Below are 16370 nucleotides of genomic sequence, written 5' to 3' on the forward strand. Positions count from 1 at the left end.
GCCCGATGACCGTTCGGCCGGCGCCGGCGTTGCGTGGGCTGGCAACTTTATTTATGGTGGGGCAAAGTGGCCGGGGCTCGGTTGATGTAGAGCCCCTTAATCGAAGATGATGGTTTTGTTGTGGTGCACGAAGACCTGCTCGGCAAAAACCAGCTGCAGGGAGCGGGCCAGCACGATTTTCTCCACGTCGCGCCCGGCCTGGGCCATTTCGCTGGCGCTCTGGGTGTGGTCAATCGGGATGACGCTCTGGGCAATGATGGGGCCCTGGTCGAGCTGCTCGTTCACGAAGTGGGCCGTGGCCCCGATGATTTTTACGCCCCGGGCGTACGCCTGCGCATACGGGCTGGCCCCCACGAAGGCGGGCAAGAAGGAGTGGTGAATGTTGATGAGCCGGTTGGCGTAGTGGGCCACAAACTCCGACGACAAAATCCGCATGTACTTGGCCAGCACCACAAACTCGGGCTGGTAGCCGGCCAGCACGGCCAGCACTTCCTGCTCGTGGGCCTCGCGGGTTTGGCCCTCGTGGCTGACGTGGTGAAACGGCAACCCAAACTGCCGGGTGATGTCGCCTAGCTTGGGGTAGTTGCTGATGACGGCCAGCACCCGGGCGTTGAGCTCCCCGAAGGCGTGGCGCACCAGCAGCTCGCTCAGGCAGTGGTGCTCCTTGGTGGCCATGAGCACAATGTTTTTGGGCCGGTTGTCGGACAGGCGGATGTCGGCCGCGGCGGGCAGGGCCTGGCGCAGCTCCCCCGTCAGGGTCTCGGCCTCGAAGGGCCCGGCAAACTCGGTGCGCATGAAAAACGTGTTGTCGGCCCGCTCCACAAACTCCCCGTTGCGGATAATATTGAGGCCGTGGGCAAACAGCACCCCGGTGATTTTGAACACCAGGCCGGGCTCGTCGGAGCAGCGGATCAGCAGGATGTGGGACGCGGGCAAAGCAGCGGGTACGGACACGGCAGAAAAAGTTAGGCCAAGGCGGAAGCCGTAAATGTACTGGTCGGGACCAGGTTTGCCTTGGGCAGCAGCGGCCCGCCCGCCCAGATACGACTCCTCGGGCAGCTAACGGAGCTTTTCAGTGGGCGGTTGTGGAAGACCAAAACCGGTCCCCGGGCCGCGGGAATTGGCCGCCTGGGCTGAAACTGCTAACTTCAAAGTGGAGTATAGACCGGCACGTGACGAGTCGGCCGGCTTACCCGTACTACCTTAGCTGCCCCGTATGGATGTTTTAAGGCGCAACAATGTCACCGTTTCCGGAGCTGGAACTCAGGCCATGGTGCTGGTGCACGGCTTCGGCTGCGACCAGCACATGTGGCGTCTGGTGGCCCCGGCTTTCGAGGCCCACTACCGCGTGGTGCTGCTCGACCTGGTAGGAGCGGGGCAGTCGGAGCTGGCGGCCTACGAGCCGGCCCACTACAACACGCTGGCGGCCCACGCCGCCGATGTGCTGCAGGTGCTGGCAACTCTGAACCTGCACGACGTGGTATTCGTGGGCCACTCGGTCAGCGCCATGATTGGCGTGCTGGCCGCCATTGCGGAGCCGGCCCGCATTGGTCGGCTGGTGCTGGTGGCACCCTCGCCGCGCTACCTCAACGACGCGGGCTACACCGGCGGCTTCGAGCCGGCCGACATCGACGAGCTGCTGCAGGCCATGGACAGCAACTACCTGGGCTGGTCGGGAGCCATTACGCCCGTTATTATGGGCCACCCCGAGCGGCCCGAGCTCAGCGCCGAGCTCAACAACAGCTTCTGCCGTACCGACCCCACCATTGCCCGCCACTTCGCCCGGGTCACGTTTCTGGCCGACAACCGGGCTGACCTGCCCCTGGTCAGCACCCCGGCCCTGATTCTGCAGTGCGCCCACGATGCGCTGGCGCCCCTGGCCGTGGGCTACTACCTGCAGCAGCATCTGCCCGCTGCCGAGCTGGTCATCCTCGACACCTCGGGCCACTGCCCCCACCTGAGTGCGCCCCAGGCTACTGTGGCCGCCATGTTTCACTTTCTGGGCCTTGCTGCCCCGCCGCCCGATGAGCGCCGCTGAGGAAGAAGAGCTGCCGGCCCTCGACCTGCGGCTCACGGCCGAAAACCTGGAAGACTTGTACGAACAGGCGCCCTGCGGCTACTGCTCCTGCCTGCCCGACGGAACCCTGGTCAAGACCAACCAGACGCTGCTGAGCTGGCTGGGCTACGCCCGCGAACAGCTGGTAGCCCGCCGTTGCCTACAGGAATTATTTACCGTGGGCGGAAGGCTGCACTACGAGTCGTTTTGTGCCCCGCTGCTGCTGCTGCAGGGGCAAGTACGTGAAATCAGCTACCAGCTGCGGCGGGCCGACGGCACCACGCTGCCGGTGCTGCTCAATGCCCAGCTGCTGCGCGACGCGGATGGGCAGCCCCTGCTCATCCGGGCCACGCTGTTCGACATTACCGAGCGCCGCAAGTACGAGCAGGAGCTGCTGCGGGCCCGCGCCGAAGCCGATGCCCACCGGGCTTTGCTCACGGCTAAGAATGAGCAGCTTACCCGCATCAACGGGGAGCTCGACAACTTCGTCTATACCGCCTCCCACGACCTCAAGCAGCCGGCCAGCAACATGCAGGGCCTGTTTGAGGAACTCAAGCGCACGGCCACCTTTCACGACCCCGAAGCGGCGCCCATGCTGGCCATGTTCGACGACGCCCTGCGCCAGATTCTGGGCACCATCGAGGGTATGACCGAAGTGGTGCAGCTCCAGCGCCAGCTCGACCAGGTGCCCCGGGAAAAGATTGCGCTGCAGGCTATTACCGAGGAAATAATCCGCAACCTGCAGCCCCTGCAGGCCGCTGCCGTCGACTTTAGCCTCGATTTTCGGGCCGTGCCCCACCTGCGGATGCCGCGCCCGGCCCTGCACAGTCTGCTCTACAATCTGCTCAGCAACGCCGTTAAGTACGCCCTGCCCGGGCGCCGGCCCCAGGTGTGGGTCCGCTCGGCCCCGGCCGCCGGCGGCCTGGTGCTGACCGTGCGCGACAATGGCCGGGGTATCGACTTGCAGCGCCACGGGCAGGATTTATTTCAGCTGTTTCGCCGCTTTCACCCCGAGGTGCCCGGTTCCGGCGTGGGGTTGTACTTGGTCAACCGGCTGGTGCGCCAGGCCAATGGCCACCTCGAAGTGGCAAGCGTGGTCAACGAAGGCACTACGTTCCGGATTTTTTTGCCTTCGTAAGTAAGCAGTAAGCGCCGGGTTACGGCACTAGGCGTCACTTCCGGCTGGGCCCCAGGGCTACCGGGTGAAGCAAGCCGGGCCGCTGCGGGCTTGCTTACAGCTGGTTTAGGGCGTCGACCAGGGCCGCGGCCGTGGTTTCCTGGAGCACCGGCGTTATGACCAGGCCGGCCTGCACCGTGGCATCCTGGCGGCCGTAGTACAGCTTACTATCCACGGTGCGGATAACGACAATGCTTAGGGGCATCGTTTGGGGAATACCGGGCATCTCAAAATCGTTGGGGCCCTTAAAATTGCAAATGCGCACGGCCCCGTTGATGGTGCGGAACACGGCAAACACCATCGTGTTGGTAGCCGGGTCAATGTTGAGGCCCGGCACCGTGACCTTCACGGTGGTCGTGGGGTTGGGGTTGGTGTAGAACTTGTCGCAGTTGAGCCAGTTCAGGCCCGCGTTGTAGAGCGTACTGCTCACCGTGACGAGGTTGCTGTTGCCCCCGTTCAACGGCCGCGACGAGGCGCCCGTGTCCCGGTTGAGCGTCCACTCGAAGCAGGTGGAGGTCGTGCCGCCGCCCCAGCCGCCCACAAACAGGCTCATGGAGTCGCGGGAGGCCGTGGCGGGCGTCGGGACCTGCAGAACCAGCTTGGCACCCGGGGTCATGCGCACGGCCGTATCCTTGGCTGCCCGCAGGTACACTTCCCCCGCCGATTCGAGCAGCTGGCCGCCGGCAATGGTGGGCATGTTGCTGAGCACCATGTCGGCCCGGCTGAATACTTCGCGAAAGGCCAGCTCCAGGGGCGCCGTCACAGGCTGCCCGTACTTGGTAAAGGCGTTAGCCGGAATCGTAATGCGGGTGCCCTTCAGGCTGGTAAACGAGTTGACGCGGCTCGGGTCGTAGGTCAGCGTCTGGACCGGGGCCCCAAGCTGGGCCGTTAGGGCGCTGATCGTGGGTGGAAGCGTCACGACGGGGCCGGGCGTTTTGCCGTCTTCACAGATAACCACGCCGGAGTCGAACTGGCAGGCGGGCAGCGCCAGCAATAAAGCCCCAAGGGCGAAAAGCAGAAATTTATTCATGGGAAGGAAAGTCGGGAAGGGAAAAGAAGAAAAGGCTGGCGGCTTAGTGCTTGCGCGGGTCCAGGTCCCAGCTGTAGCCGGCCTGCACACCCAGGCTCCAGGGCCGGCGCGGGGCCCGGCCACTAGCGGCCGTCGACAGAGAGTTAAGGAAAATCTGACCCTGGGGCCTAATGGTAAACCACTGGCCCAGGGCAAACTGGTAGCTGGCAAACGCGCCGCCGGTGAGCATCACGCTGGTCCGGTTGAAGGGCTGAGTACGGGCGGAGCTGCTCCACTGCACCTGCTGGCAGTTGCAGGCCGAGCCCTCCGTTGTTTTGGCATCGGCCAGCAGGGCCACCGTGCCGCCGCCCTGCACGCCGTAGCGCCAGCGTGGGTTGCCGGCCAGCGTCAGTTGGGCCTGCAGCGGAATGGTCAGGAAACGGTACACGTCCCGGAACTCCTTGCGCACCAGGGTCCGGGTAACCGAGTCCGGGGCCGTTTTCTGCAATTGGTAATTCAGGCTGGTGGCGTATTCGGAATAGCCCAGGCCCACACTCACGGCCAGCTGCCGCGACAGGGAGTAGGTGGCCGAGGCCTGCCCGCTAAAGCCCACATCCGGCCGTTCCAGGCGTTCGAGCTGGGAAGCTGAGCCGCCCAGAGCCCGGTACGTCAGCCCCGAACCCAGCAGCAGCTGGGCGCTCCAGTTGCGCAGGCTGATTTCCTGCCGGGTCGGGCGGCGGCGCGGGGCACGCTTCACGGCTTCTACTTCCGGCTCGGGTGTGTCAGCCACCCGGGGGCGCACCACCAGCAGGGCCAGCGGCGCATTACTGACCTTAGCCTGCCGGGCCCGGGCGCGCCGGGTTGCGGCGGCACTTTCGGGGCGGACTAAGCTTGGGTAGCTCCCCAATTCGGCGGCGGCCAAGGCCGGCGTGGTCGAAGTCGGCCGGCCGCTGGTAGTCCGGCTCAGCCCCAGCCGGCGGCTGCCCGCGCCGGCGGCTACCGTGCGGCTCGGGTCGAGCGAGGCGGGGCGGGCCAGTTCCGAGGTACGCCGGCGGGTCGGAAGAGCCGCGGCGCGAGTCGCCGTAGCGGCCAAGAGCTGCTTCGAAAGCCGGGCATGGCGGCGGGAGCTACGTCGGGTGGCCGTAATGGTGGTAGTGGCCGAGGCCGACTCGAAAGCCGCCGTAGCCGAAGCAGCTGTAGCCGTGGTTTCTTCCTCGGGCTGGGCCGGGGCCGAAGATTCCGCGGAGCGGCGGGAAGCCCCAATCCGGGCCGACCGTTTGCCGCGGGTGTCAACGCTGGCCAATACGGCCTGCTTAGCCGCTGCCGCCGCCGGCCCGTTTCGGGCGCTGCTGATGGCGCCGGCCGCCGGGGCGGCCGGTTTGCCTTTTGCCCAAGACGAATTGCCGCGGCCAGTGCCGTTGTCAGGCTGGGTCGTAACGCTGGCCCGGGGCTCCGCGGGTGCGGGTGCGGGTGCCGCGCCGTTGGGCTGGCCGACTGCTCGGCTCCCGGTGGCTCCGGCAGAGCGGCCGGAAGTTTGGCCGGCCTCCGCTACGGGCGCCGGGGACGAAGTCCCGGGTCCGAACACGGCGGGGCCCCACTGCCGGGTGCCCACCGTTATGCCCACTAGTAGGGCGCCCACCAGCAGCAGCCACAGCACGGGCCGCAGGCGGCGCTTGCGCACCGGCACCTGCTCCCGGATGCCGCGCCACACCGTTTCGGGCGGGGCGCTGCCGTAGCCCTGGAGCTTCTGGCGCAGGTCGTGGTAGAATTGTTCTGAGTCGTGGTCGGTCATGATGCTAAAGGAGTCTGAGCCTGCTGGTGCAGGCGTTCTTCCAGCAGGCGGCGGGCCCGGGAGAGCTGCGACTTGCTGGTGCCTTCCGAAATGCCCAGCAGCTCGCCGATTTCGGCGTGCGTGTAGCCTTCGATGGCGTAGAGGTTGAGAACCGTGCGGTACCCCAGGGGCAGGGCGTTCATCTGCCGCAGCACATCATCGGCCGAAAGCTGGTCGAAGGGGGTGCCGTCGGGGTGCTGCACGTGGGCCGCTTCCTCGGCGTCGAGGTGCAGGCCCCGCTGCTGGTGCTGCTGCCACAGGTTCAGCGAGGTGGTCACGGCAATGCGCCGGGCCCAGGCCTCAAACGGGCCCTGGTTGCGGAATTGGTCGAGCCGGGTAAAAATCTTGACGAAGGTGAGCTGCAGCGCATCTTCGGCCTCGGCCCGGGACGGACAGTAACGCAAGCACACGCCCATGAGCTGATAGCCTAACCGCTCGTAGAGAAGTCGTTGCGCGGCGGGCCGGCCCCGGCGGCAGCTATCTACGAGGGAGTCAATTGATTCGGCCATAGGCAGGGCAGAAGATAAGCGGGTAGAAATAGAATCAGCTAGCGTTCTGCCCCCATGACCGGCGGCCGGTGGGGAAGGGTTGCGTGGGCGGTGAATTTATTTGCGCCGGGTGGGCGGCCTGGCAATCCGGTTCTAAAAAACCGCAATTTCGGCCGTACTTCCGCTACCGTGCCTTCGGGTTCTTCTTTTACCTTTAGCGCCTACTTCCTCACTCCTTCAAACTGCCGGGCGCGGGCAACGCGCCCCTCCGCCATGCTGCTTCCCATTTATCAAATCGACGCCTTTACCGACCGGGTGTTTGCCGGCAACCCCGCCGCCGTATGCCCGCTCACCGAATGGCTGCCGGCCGACACCATGCAGGCCATTGCCGCCGAAAACAACCTGGCCGAAACCGCCTACTTCGTACCCCGCGGCGGCGCCGACTACGAAATCCGCTGGTTTACGCCCACGGCCGAAATTGACCTCTGCGGGCACGCCACCCTGGCCTCGGCCCACGTGCTGTTTCGCCACCTCAATTTCCAGGGTGAGGAAATAACCTTCCACTCCAAAAGTGGCCCGCTGCGGGTGCGCCACGCCGCCGACGGCCGCTTCACCCTCGACTTTCCCTCGCGGCCCCCGCAGCCCCTGGCCGCGCACCCCACCGGCCTGCTCGACGCGCTGCGGGCCACCCCGCTGGAAGTGCTGGCCTCCCGCGACTTAGTCGTGCTCTTCAACTCCGAAGCCGATGTGCTGGCCCTGCACCCGGATATGGCCAAAGTAGCCGCCCTGGAATACATCGGCGTCATTGCCACCGCGCCCGGCACCAACGGCATCGACTTCGTGTCGCGCTTTTTCGGCCCCCGGGTGGGCGTGCCCGAAGACCCGGTGACCGGCTCGGCCCACGCCTCTTTGATTCCGTTCTGGGCCGCGCGCCTGGGCAAAACCGAGCTGCGCGCCCGGCAGGTGTCGGCCCGGGGCGGCGACCTGTGGTGCGAGCTGCGCGGCGACCGGGCCCTGATGAGCGGCTACGCGGTGACGTATCTGAAGGGCGAAATTGAGCTGGGCGCCTAATGCCGGGCGGGGAGGTGATGCGGACGGGGCTGCGCTTCGGTATTGCGGCCGTGTGGCTGGCTAACGGGCTGCTGTGCAAGGTGCTGCACCTGGTGCCCCGGCACGAAGCCATTGTGGCCCGCATCCTCGGGCCGCGGTTTGCCGCGCCCCTCACGGTGCTTATCGGGGTGGCCGAAATCGTCATGGCCGGCTGGGTGCTGAGCCGGTACCGGGAGCGGCTCAGCGTGGGCCTGCAGATTGCGCTGGTGCTGGGCATGAACGTGCTGGAGTTTCTGCTGGCCCGGGACTTACTGCTCTGGCAGCAGCTCAATATCGTCTTTGCCGGCCTGTTTGCGCTGCTGCTGTATTACTACGGCTTCCGGCTGCCGGCCGCTCCTGCTTCGGCCCGCTGATATGGCCTTACTCGCCCATCATCCCTTCGGCGTGGAAGCCCGCCTGACCCGCACCACGGTGCTCACCTACGCCGTGCCTGCCGCCGCGCTGCAGCGCCTGATTCCCGAGTGCCTCACCCTGGATACCCTCGACGATACCTGGGGCTTCGTGGCCGTGGCCCTGGTCCAGACCCGGGAGCTGCGGCCCGCCGGCCTGCCGGCCTGGCTGGGGCACAGCTTTTTCCTGATTGGCTACCGGGTATTTGTGCGCTACACCACCCGGGCCGGCAAGCGCCTGCGCGGGTTGTATATCCTCCAGTCCCAAACCGACAAAGTGAAAATGCAGTGGCTGGGCAACCTGTTTACCAGCTACGGGTACAGCACCATCGACATCCGGCAGGCCGCCGCCGAAGGGCAGTTGCACTTTGATTCTACCAAGGCGAACCTGGCCATTGCCGTCGAATTGCTGGCGGCCGACGAGCCTGCCCTGCCGGCCGGCTCCCCGTTTTCGAGCTGGCAGCAGGCGCGGCGGTTTGCGGGCCCGCTGCCCTTCACGTTCTCCTATGACCAGGCCCGGCGGCAGGTGGTCATTGTGGAAGGAGTGCGCGAAGCCTGGCAGCCCCAGCCCGTGCGGGTGCTGGCCGCGGAGGTCGGCTTTATCCAAGAGCTGGGCCTGAGCGGCTGCCGGCTGGCCAGCGCCTTTACCATGACCGACATTCCCTACCGCTGGCAAAAGGGGCGTACCGAGCCCTGGCCCGCATGAGAAGGCCGCTGGAAGGAGTCTGGAACGTGGTGCGCTTCAACTGGCACTTTTACGTGGGTGCCGGGGGCAGCCTGCTGGTTTTGGCCGCCGTGGCGGGCTTCGCCCCCGCGGCCTGGCGGCCTTACCTGCTGGGGTTGCTGGCCCTGGGCGCGGCGCCGGTGCTCATCTCGCTGCTGGTGTCGTACTACGTCTACGACGTGTCGGAGCTCTACCGGCTGGGCTGGCTGCCCATTGACCCCGCCAGCCGGGGGCGCCTGGTCAACATCCACGCCGGCTTCGACGAAACCAGTGGCCTGCTGCAGCAGCGGTTTGCCCGGGCCCAGCTGCGGGTATTCGACTTTTACGACCCCCAGCTGCACCGGGAAGTTTCCATTAAGCGGGCCCGGGCGGCGTATCCGCCGTTTCCGGGCACCGTGGCCGTGCAGCCCGGGGCCCTGCCGCTGCCCGCCGCCAGCACCGACTACGCCCTGCTGCTGCTCTCGGCCCACGAAATCAGGCAGCAGCGGGAGCGGGTTGCTTTCTTTGCCGAAGTGCGCCGCACCCTAACGCCCCAGGGCCGCATTATCGTCGTCGAGCACCTGCGCGACCCGGCCAATTTCCTGGCCTACACCATCGGTTTTTTCCATTTCTACTCCCGCGCTACCTGGCGGCGGGTGTTTCGGGCGGCGGGCCTGGAAGTGGTGCAGGAACAAAAAATAACGCCCTTCGTCTCGGCCTTTACGCTTCAGGTTTATGGAAACGCAACTTAGGATTGTTGGGGCCCTGCTGGTGGGGTTGGCGCTGCTGCACGCCGGCTTTCCGCGCTACTTCAACTGGGCCGGGGAGTTGCAACCGCTACGCCTCATCAACCGGCAGATGGTGTACGTGCACACCTTGTTCATTGCCCTAACCGTGCTGCTCATGGGCCTGCTGTGCCTGAGCAGCGCCGCCGACTTGGTGCACACCCATTTGGGCCGGGTGGTGGCGCTGGGGCTGGGTTTGTTCTGGCTGGTGCGGCTCGTGGTGCAGCTGGTCGGCTACTCGGCCGAGCTGTGGCGGGGCAAACGGTTTGAAACGACGGTACACGCGGCCTTTATCGTGCTCTGGAGCTACCTGACGGGTGTTTTTTTACTGGTGTTCTGGCGGTAATTTCTAGCTTTAAGCTACCCGTTGCTTCCTCATCCTATTCCCCGCTCTTTATGCGTTACCCCAGTAGCAAGCTCCTCGTAGTGCTTCTTTTGGCCGGCCTCACTGCCACGGCCCAGGCCCAGGCGCCCGACGAAGTCAAGGCCCTTATTAAGCAAGGTGTTACGCTCTACGACGAAGGCAAGTACGACGAGGCCGTGCTGCGCTACAAACAGGCCCTGAAGCTGGCCCCGGATGATTTTACGGCCCAGTACGAGCTGGCCATGACCTACGGCTCCCTGGGCCGCAACGAGGAAGTGGTGGAGCTTTGCCAGCGGCTGCTGAAAGGTGAGCCGGCCGACCCCAACGTGTACATCACCTACGGCACGGCCCTCGACGATTTGAAAAAGCCCCAGGAAGCCATCCGTATCTATCAAACCGGCCTCAAGAAGTTTCCCGACAATGGCCTGCTCTACTACAACCTGGGCGTAACCCAGGCCGGGGTGCAGCGCTACGAGGAAGCCACCGAAAGTATGCAGCTGGCCGTGCGCAAAAACCCGCGTCACGCCAGCGCCCACCGCACCCTGGCCCTGCTCACGGCCCAGAGCAACCGGGTGCCGGCCGTCTTTGCCTGCGTGCGGTTTTTGCAATTGGAGCCGCGTAGCCCGCGCGCCACCGGCGGCCTGGAGCTGCTGGATAAGCTCATGGGTAAGGGCGTGCGCAAAACCGGCGACAAAGCGGTGACCCTGAGCATGACCCCGGATATGCTCAAGCAGGTGAACGGCAAGAAAAACCAGCCCGACAACTTCGGGCAGGCCGATATGCTGCTCACCATGGCCTCGGCCCACGACTACGACGACAAGAACAAGGATAAGTCGGCGACGGTGCGGCTGGCCGAAAAGCTGACTTCCCTGTGCCAGAGCCTGGAAGAGCAGAAGGAGGCCAGCCACCCGGGCTTTGCCTGGAACTACTACGTGCCCTACTTCCTCACCCTGAAAAAGGCCGGCTACCTGCCCACGCTCACCTACCTCATCCAGGCCGCCCGCCCCGGCCAGCCCGAGGCCCAGCAGTGGCTCGACCAACACCCGAGCGAGGTCAAGGAATTCCAGGAATGGTCGGAAGCTTATAAATGGTGAGGTGGCGAGGTGGTGAAACTGTGAAATGGTGAGCTTGACGTTTTGTCCTTGTGAGGCGTAAGCCGAAGCCAGGATACCGAAGCAGCAAAAGGCTTGACTGCTTACTGCCGGCGTACAGGCCTACTCCAGCTTTCGAAACTGCTTGCCGGTCCAGAGGTAGAAAGTCGGGGCCGGATACATGGAGTTTACCACAAAAGTGCTGGAATAGCCTTCGTCCGTAAGATGATCCGTGATGAGCAGCCGGCTGTTGAGGCGGTACTCCAGGCCTAAGGCCGTTTCCGGCACGTCGTAGATGCGGCCGGTGTGCTGGTCGACCAGCGCCGACATCTGGCAGGAACTGCCGCAGCCCCACGTAACAAGGCGGTAGTGACCCGCAAAGTTGGCGGGCTCCTTGGCGCCCTCCGTTATCCGGGTGATGTACAGCCTGGCCTGCGGGTTGGTTGTAAAGTCGGGCCGCCGGTGTGGGCCACGGCCCGGCGAGGCGGGAAAATCCGCAAACGCGTGGCGGTAAGTGAAGCGCTGAGTCAGCTCGAACTCGCCGCGCAAGGCCGTGTCGCCCAGCACGTAGAGGGCCTCATTCTGAAAGAGAATGGCAGCCCCGGGCCGCGGAGGCGGGTCTGGTTGGCCTTTCCTAACAATGGTGGCGTAATGCTGTGCCGGACCAGTCAGCTCGTAGGTGCTGTCTTTGTAAAGGGTTGCGTTGGGTGCCGGTACTGGCGGCCGAGGGCGCGGCGGCGTAGCGGTTGGCGCAGTGGTCGGCGTAATAGTCGGCGTAGTGTTCTTGGATTCACAGCCCAAGAGTACACCAGCGCAAAGAGCTGCAAGTATGGATAGCGTGGCCTGATAAGCTGCCGGCATTTGTAGTATGAGCTTTTTTTAAGGGTTGTAAAAAAGCATAGATAAAGTCTTTTTTCGGAATAGCCGCCCGCTGCCTGAGTTCCTGCCCCGCACCACTGCATAGCCGATACCAGCGGTCCTGGGCAGCGTATTCCGCAGCTCTCGAGCACTCAAGCCGGTAGGGCCAGGCGAGTAGAGCTTACTCTTTCCGAATTTACTTCGCTCTGCGCACGGGAAGCTAACTTGGTCTTTCCCGCTATATCTTAACGCTCCGTAGCCATCCGCTTGATAGGAACTCAGGGAGCTACCCCTCGCCCCGGCGGGGGGCAGTAAGGCCGAGCCCACAAGGGCACAGTTAAATACGCTTACTGCAAAGTAGATTACGATGTCCAGATATCCGCTTCTGACCTACAGCACTGCCATCAGCTTAGGGCTGCTTTCCTTGGGAAGCGCTGCGCAAACGGCTCCGCCGCGGGCTCCTGTGCAGCGGGCAGATTTTATCGTAAGCGGCCCGGCGCACCGCCCACTAGCCGTCCGGCGGGTGGCGCGGCCGGCCGCCCCGGGGCGAGTCGTGGTCCTGGTGCACGGCGGGGGCCCGGGCGGACTAGCCTCGTTCGATTTGGACGTACCCGGTGGCTCCCTGGCTGCCGATTTGGCGCAGCGCGGCTTTATCGTGTATGTGCTCAATGTCCGGGGGTGGGGCGGGTCCCCGGACCCCGTGGTGCCGTCGGTCACCAGCCAGCCAGTCAACGGGAGCTGCCGCCAGGCCAGTCAGGATATTCATCGGGTGGTCCAGACTATCCGGCGGCGGGAGGGAGTGGCCCAGGTGGTGCTATTTGGCTGGGCCACGGGTGGGCACTGGGGCGGCTACTATGCCACGCATCACCGGCGCCGGGTGAGCCACTTCATCAGCTTAAACTCGCTCTACGGGGTGCGGGCACCCTGGGGCCTACGCGCCGCCTTTGCCGATCCGCACGACTCTACCCGCTACAACAAAGCACTGGGCCCCTGGCGCAGTGCCACGGCCACGTCACTCACCAGCGCTTGGGAACAGTCTATTCCGGTGGCCGATAAAAACCAGTGGCGCGACTCGGCAGTGCAGCGGGCCTATGGGCAAACAGCCCTCCGGGCCGACAGCGGGGCCCTGCAGCGCCAGCCGCCCACGATGCGGGTGCCTGGGGGCTACCGGGAAGAAGCCTTCTATCAGTCCCTGGGGCGGCCGTACTGGCTGGCTCGGCGGCTGCGGCTGCCGGTGCTGGCCCTGCGGGGCGAGCTGGATTTCTGGTCTCGCCCCGCCGACCTGACGGCCCTGGCGGCCGAGCTGCCGGCTGGTTTTCCGCACAAGACCGTTACCCTGCCCCAGGCTACCCACTTCGTTTTTCTGGACCGACCGGAGCGGGGTAGGGCGCAGATGCTAACCGAAATTGAGGCCTTTTTACGGTAGGAAAAGAGCTGCTGAAAATATTTTTTAAGAAGATATCGGGCCGGGCGTATTCTCAGAACAACGGCGCCGCCGCTTAACTCTATTTCGCCTTGGCCTTGGCCGGGGCTTTTTTCGTGCCCGAGGCGCTGGCCATCCGGTCGGGGTTGTCGGTGAGGAACTTGTCCCAGCTCTTGGTGCCGGCTTTCACGTTGTTGCCCTTCTGGTAGTGGTGGCACAGGGCCACGGCCAGCGCGTCGGTGGCGTCCAGAAACTTGGGGGCTTCCTCGATGGGGGGCAGCTTCAGGGTTTGGCGCAGCATCTTGGCCACCTGCTCCTTGCTGGCCGAGCCCGAGCCCGTCACGGCCTGCTTGACCTTGGTGGGGGCATATTCCACGTAGGGAATCTGGCGGGACAGGCAGGCGGCAATGGCCACGCCCTGGGCCCGACCCAGCTTGAGCATGCTCTGCACGTTGACGCCGAAAAACGGGGCTTCGATGGCCAGCTCGTCGGGCAAAAACTCGTCGATGAGCTCCAGCATCCGCTCGAAGATCTTCTTGAGCTTGAGGGCGTGGTTGTTGCCAATCTTCTTCATGTCGATGACGTCGTAGCGCAGCACCGTCACGCGGGAGCCCTGCACCTCAATCACGGCGTAGCCCATAATCTGGGTGCCGGGGTCGACGCCCATGATAATTTTGGGGAGAAGGTCCTGGGAAGCGGCGTGGGGCAGAAGCATAGGTAGGAGAGGAGGCGAAGACGGAACAAGAGCAGCAGGGCCGTTGCTGTTTTCATCGGTAACTTGCCGAAACTAATCACCACGCCGCCGTTTTGCCCCCGCCCAACTTACAAAACTACGTCCAAAACCCGGAACCACCGGCACCTTCCCGGCGCCGGCTGCTGGTTATTGGTGGCAAGCTGCTCATTACGGCCCTCACCCTGGGGCTGCTCTACAACTCGGTGTACGCCGACGGGGCCACGGCCGCGGCCTGGCGCAAGCTGCTTAGCACCACGCTCAGCGGCTCGGGCCGGGGACCGGTGCTGGCCGCCCTGGCCCTGGTGCCCGTCAATTGGGGCCTGGAAGCCTGGAAGTGGTGGCGCCTGGCCCGGCACCTGGAGCCCGTCTCGTTCCGGCGCTGCTTCCGGGCGGTGCTCGTGGGCCTCACTCTGGGCTTCGTGACTCCCAACCGGGTGGGCGACTACGCCGGCCGCATCATCGAGCTCAAAAGCCGCCGCCTCGATGCGCTGGGCGCGGTGTTTCTGGGCCGCTACTGCCAATTGGTGGCTACGGTGGTGGCCGGCACGGGGGGCCTGCTCTACTTTCTGCTCACGTTTTACCTGAAGGGCTACCCCTCCGCCGGTCTGGGCCTAGTGGTGGCTACCCTCCTGATTAACGCCGGGGTGATTCTGCCGCTCTACCGCTCCCGCCTGCTGCTCACGGCCCTGACGGTGGTTCGGCCCCTGCGGCGGTTCCGGCGGTTTCTGGCCGTGATGCCCACCTACCCGGCCCGGGCCCTGCACTGGATTCTGGCCCTCTCGATGCTGCGCTACGCGGTGTTCTGCTTGCAATTCGGGCTGCTGCTCTGGGCCTACGGGGCTTCGCCGCCGGTGGGGCCGGGGCTGGCGGCCATTGCCGGCACGTTTCTACTCAAGTCGTTGGTGCCCTCGCTCAACGCCCTGGCCGACGTGGGCGTGCGGGAACTATCGGCCACCCACCTGTTTGGCCTGCTCCACGAGCCGGCCCTGCCCGTGCTCAGCGCCAGTCTGAGCTTGTGGGTCATCAACATTGCCCTGCCCAGCGCCGCCGGCCTGCTGTTCGTGCTGCGCCTGAAGGTGTTTCGCAAGAAGGACCTGGCCCCCAAAACCCCGCAGCCATGAGTACGCCGTGGCTGGGAGGGGCGCTACTGGTGCTGCCCGCCGTGTACGCGGCACTGATGCTGGGTTTGCGCCGGGGCTGGGAGGCCTTGCCTACAGTAGAGCCGGCCGTAACGCCCTCCACCGCGCCGCCCGCCGCCGAAGGTCCGCTGTTTTCCGTCCTCATTGCCGCCCGCAACGAAGCCGATAACCTGCCGGGCCTGCTGCACGATTTGACCCTCCAAAGCCTGCCGCCCGGCCGCTTCGAGGTGCTCCTGGCCGACGACCATTCTACCGACGCCACCGCCCGCCTTGTGGCCGAAGCGGCCCGGCACTGCCCGTTTCCGCTGCGGCTGGTGGCGCTCCGGGAATTGCCCGGCGCCGGAACCGGCAAGAAAGCCGCCCTGCAAGCCGCCCTGCACCACGCCCGGGCCCCCTGGGTAGTGTGCACCGATGCCGACTGCCGCTTCGGCCCCGACTGGCTCAGTACCTATGCCGCCCTGGTGACCACCGACGCCGCGGTGCGCTTCATCAGCGGCCCGGTGCTCCTGACGGGGCCCAATACGGCCTGGCAGCAACTCATGGGCCTCGAATTCGCCGGGCTGGTGGGCGTGGGGGCGGCCGGCATCGGGCGGCAAAGCCCTACCATGTGCAACGGGGCCAACCTGGCCTACCAGCGCGCCGCCTTCACGGCCGTGCAGGGCTTCGCCGGCAACGAGCACCTGGCCAGCGGCGACGACGAGTTCCTGCTCCACAAGCTGCACGCGGCCTTTCCCGGCAGCATCCGCTTCCTCCGCAGCCCCACCGCCCTGGTGTCCACGGCCGCCCCGGCCACGCTGGGCGCCTTGCTCCGGCAGCGGGTGCGCTGGGCCAGCAAGTGGCGGCACTACCGGCACCTGGCCTCCCAGCAGTTGGCCGTGCTGGTGCTCGGGGCCAATGTGGCCTTGTTCCTGGGCTTGCTGCTGACTATGCTCCTGCCCGCTCTCGGGCCCTGGACCCTGGCCGCCTGGGCCCTGAAGCTGGGCGCCGACTGGTGGTTTCTGACCCCGGTACTGCGCTTCCTGGGCCGCCCGCAGTGGCGGCGGTGGCTGCCGGTGCTCCAGCTGCTCTACGCACCGTATGCCCTGGCTACGGGGTTGCTGGGCCTGCGCGGGAGCTACGTGTGGAAAGGGCGGCACCTATAATTACTTGTTGATTGAATTACGGAAGGGTGGAACTTGTGATTTATGCTATAAAATATTTGATATTTATAATTT

At 65.2% G+C, this 16370-nt stretch carries 17 protein-coding genes; 11 read left to right on the forward strand and 6 right to left on the reverse strand.

Going from position 1 to position 16370, the window contains the following annotated elements; translation table 11 throughout:
* Positions 1–96: 96 nt before the first annotated feature.
* Positions 97–954 carry a formyltetrahydrofolate deformylase gene (gene purU / locus CLV45_RS04895; RefSeq protein ID WP_245882655.1) on the reverse strand — a complete coding sequence of 286 codons (858 nt, stop codon included), beginning with the start codon at positions 952–954 and terminating at the stop codon, positions 97–99.
* Positions 955–1216: 262 nt separating this feature from the next.
* On the opposite strand from purU, the gene CLV45_RS04900 reads away from it, so the two are divergent.
* On the forward strand, positions 1217–2038 hold the full coding sequence (locus CLV45_RS04900; RefSeq protein ID WP_100335271.1) for an alpha/beta fold hydrolase: 822 nt from the start codon (positions 1217–1219) through the stop codon (positions 2036–2038).
* The gene (locus CLV45_RS04905) at positions 2007–3194 is read left to right on the forward strand and encodes a sensor histidine kinase (RefSeq protein ID WP_157807298.1); all 1188 of its coding nucleotides are present in this window, start codon (positions 2007–2009) and stop codon (positions 3192–3194) included. Before CLV45_RS04900 ends, CLV45_RS04905 begins: the two co-directional genes overlap by 32 nt.
* Before the next feature lie 94 nt (positions 3195–3288).
* Here CLV45_RS04905 and CLV45_RS04910 read toward each other — a convergent pair whose 3' ends face one another.
* From CLV45_RS04910 to CLV45_RS04920, 3 genes are read right to left on the reverse strand one after another with little or no spacing between them, the layout of a single operon-like run.
* Positions 3289–4263, reverse strand: a complete 975-nt coding sequence (locus CLV45_RS04910; RefSeq protein WP_100335273.1) for a hypothetical protein — start codon at positions 4261–4263, stop codon at positions 3289–3291.
* A 43-nt stretch (positions 4264–4306) separates the two neighbouring features.
* Positions 4307–6034: an outer membrane beta-barrel protein gene (locus CLV45_RS04915; protein WP_100335274.1), complete on the reverse strand. Its 1728-nt coding sequence runs from the start codon at positions 6032–6034 to the stop codon at positions 4307–4309.
* On the reverse strand, positions 6031–6582 hold the full coding sequence (locus CLV45_RS04920) for an RNA polymerase sigma factor (RefSeq protein WP_100335275.1): 552 nt from the start codon (positions 6580–6582) through the stop codon (positions 6031–6033). The genes CLV45_RS04915 and CLV45_RS04920 overlap by 4 nt, the downstream gene beginning before the upstream one ends.
* A gap of 252 nt (positions 6583–6834) precedes the next feature.
* Between CLV45_RS04920 and CLV45_RS04925 the strand changes: the two genes are divergently transcribed.
* The 6 genes from CLV45_RS04925 to CLV45_RS04950 are packed head-to-tail and all read left to right on the forward strand — an operon-like array spanning position 6835 to position 11006.
* A complete protein-coding gene (locus tag CLV45_RS04925; RefSeq protein WP_100335276.1) occupies positions 6835–7632 on the forward strand; it encodes a PhzF family phenazine biosynthesis protein in 798 nt (265 codons plus the stop codon).
* A gap of 17 nt (positions 7633–7649) precedes the next feature.
* Positions 7650–8024, forward strand: coding sequence for a DoxX-like family protein (locus tag CLV45_RS04930; protein ID WP_100336951.1), 375 nt, complete (start codon positions 7650–7652; stop codon positions 8022–8024).
* Between the two features lies 1 nt (position 8025).
* Positions 8026–8766: a DUF2071 domain-containing protein gene (locus CLV45_RS04935; RefSeq protein ID WP_100335277.1), complete on the forward strand. Its 741-nt coding sequence runs from the start codon at positions 8026–8028 to the stop codon at positions 8764–8766.
* Positions 8763–9515, forward strand: a complete 753-nt coding sequence (locus tag CLV45_RS04940) for a class I SAM-dependent methyltransferase (protein WP_100335278.1) — start codon at positions 8763–8765, stop codon at positions 9513–9515. Before CLV45_RS04935 ends, CLV45_RS04940 begins: the two co-directional genes overlap by 4 nt.
* Positions 9499–9894, forward strand: a complete 396-nt coding sequence (locus CLV45_RS04945) for a hypothetical protein (RefSeq protein WP_100335279.1) — start codon at positions 9499–9501, stop codon at positions 9892–9894. The genes CLV45_RS04940 and CLV45_RS04945 overlap by 17 nt, the downstream gene beginning before the upstream one ends.
* Before the next feature lie 50 nt (positions 9895–9944).
* A complete protein-coding gene (locus CLV45_RS04950) occupies positions 9945–11006 on the forward strand; it encodes a tetratricopeptide repeat protein (protein WP_100335280.1) in 1062 nt (353 codons plus the stop codon).
* A 120-nt stretch (positions 11007–11126) separates the two neighbouring features.
* On the opposite strand, the gene CLV45_RS04955 is transcribed toward CLV45_RS04950, so the two are convergent.
* Positions 11127–11804, reverse strand: coding sequence for a hypothetical protein (locus CLV45_RS04955; protein ID WP_170061809.1), 678 nt, complete (start codon positions 11802–11804; stop codon positions 11127–11129).
* 424 nt (positions 11805–12228) lie between these two features.
* Between CLV45_RS04955 and CLV45_RS04960 the strand changes: the two genes are divergently transcribed.
* A complete protein-coding gene (locus CLV45_RS04960) occupies positions 12229–13287 on the forward strand; it encodes an alpha/beta hydrolase (RefSeq protein ID WP_100335282.1) in 1059 nt (352 codons plus the stop codon).
* 79 nt (positions 13288–13366) lie between these two features.
* Here CLV45_RS04960 and ruvC read toward each other — a convergent pair whose 3' ends face one another.
* Complete coding sequence (gene ruvC, locus CLV45_RS04965) at positions 13367–13999, reverse strand: crossover junction endodeoxyribonuclease RuvC (RefSeq protein ID WP_100335283.1); 633 nt, start codon at positions 13997–13999, stop codon at positions 13367–13369.
* 92 nt (positions 14000–14091) lie between these two features.
* Here ruvC and CLV45_RS04970 point away from each other — a divergent pair, with 92 nt between their 5' ends.
* Together CLV45_RS04970 and CLV45_RS04975 are read left to right on the forward strand one after the other, a co-directional pair.
* Positions 14092–15138: a lysylphosphatidylglycerol synthase transmembrane domain-containing protein gene (locus CLV45_RS04970; protein ID WP_100335284.1), complete on the forward strand. Its 1047-nt coding sequence runs from the start codon at positions 14092–14094 to the stop codon at positions 15136–15138.
* Positions 15135–16298: a glycosyltransferase gene (locus CLV45_RS04975; RefSeq protein ID WP_100335285.1), complete on the forward strand. Its 1164-nt coding sequence runs from the start codon at positions 15135–15137 to the stop codon at positions 16296–16298. Before CLV45_RS04970 ends, CLV45_RS04975 begins: the two co-directional genes overlap by 4 nt.
* Positions 16299–16370 lie beyond the last annotated feature (72 nt).

It is taken from the genome of Hymenobacter chitinivorans DSM 11115, from assembly GCF_002797555.1.
Taxonomy (GTDB): domain Bacteria; phylum Bacteroidota; class Bacteroidia; order Cytophagales; family Hymenobacteraceae; genus Hymenobacter; species Hymenobacter chitinivorans.

Excerpts from the sequence above, each read along its gene's own strand:
- CLV45_RS04900 (WP_100335271.1), top strand. The coding sequence starts at position 1,217 with ATGGATGTTTTAAGGCGCAACAATGTCACCGTTTCCGGAGCTGGAACT.
- CLV45_RS04910 (WP_100335273.1), bottom strand. The coding sequence starts at position 4,263 with ATGAATAAATTTCTGCTTTTCGCCCTTGGGGCTTTATTGCTGGCGCTG.
- CLV45_RS04915 (WP_100335274.1), bottom strand. The coding sequence starts at position 6,034 with ATGACCGACCACGACTCAGAACAATTCTACCACGACCTGCGCCAGAAG.
- CLV45_RS04920 (WP_100335275.1), bottom strand. The coding sequence starts at position 6,582 with ATGGCCGAATCAATTGACTCCCTCGTAGATAGCTGCCGCCGGGGCCGG.
- CLV45_RS04925 (WP_100335276.1), top strand. The coding sequence starts at position 6,835 with ATGCTGCTTCCCATTTATCAAATCGACGCCTTTACCGACCGGGTGTTT.
- CLV45_RS04930 (WP_100336951.1), top strand. The coding sequence starts at position 7,650 with ATGCGGACGGGGCTGCGCTTCGGTATTGCGGCCGTGTGGCTGGCTAAC.
- CLV45_RS04935 (WP_100335277.1), top strand. The coding sequence starts at position 8,026 with ATGGCCTTACTCGCCCATCATCCCTTCGGCGTGGAAGCCCGCCTGACC.
- CLV45_RS04940 (WP_100335278.1), top strand. The coding sequence starts at position 8,763 with ATGAGAAGGCCGCTGGAAGGAGTCTGGAACGTGGTGCGCTTCAACTGG.
- CLV45_RS04945 (WP_100335279.1), top strand. The coding sequence starts at position 9,499 with ATGGAAACGCAACTTAGGATTGTTGGGGCCCTGCTGGTGGGGTTGGCG.
- CLV45_RS04950 (WP_100335280.1), top strand. The coding sequence starts at position 9,945 with ATGCGTTACCCCAGTAGCAAGCTCCTCGTAGTGCTTCTTTTGGCCGGC.
- CLV45_RS04960 (WP_100335282.1), top strand. The coding sequence starts at position 12,229 with ATGTCCAGATATCCGCTTCTGACCTACAGCACTGCCATCAGCTTAGGG.
- ruvC (WP_100335283.1), bottom strand. The coding sequence starts at position 13,999 with ATGCTTCTGCCCCACGCCGCTTCCCAGGACCTTCTCCCCAAAATTATC.
- CLV45_RS04975 (WP_100335285.1), top strand. The coding sequence starts at position 15,135 with ATGAGTACGCCGTGGCTGGGAGGGGCGCTACTGGTGCTGCCCGCCGTG.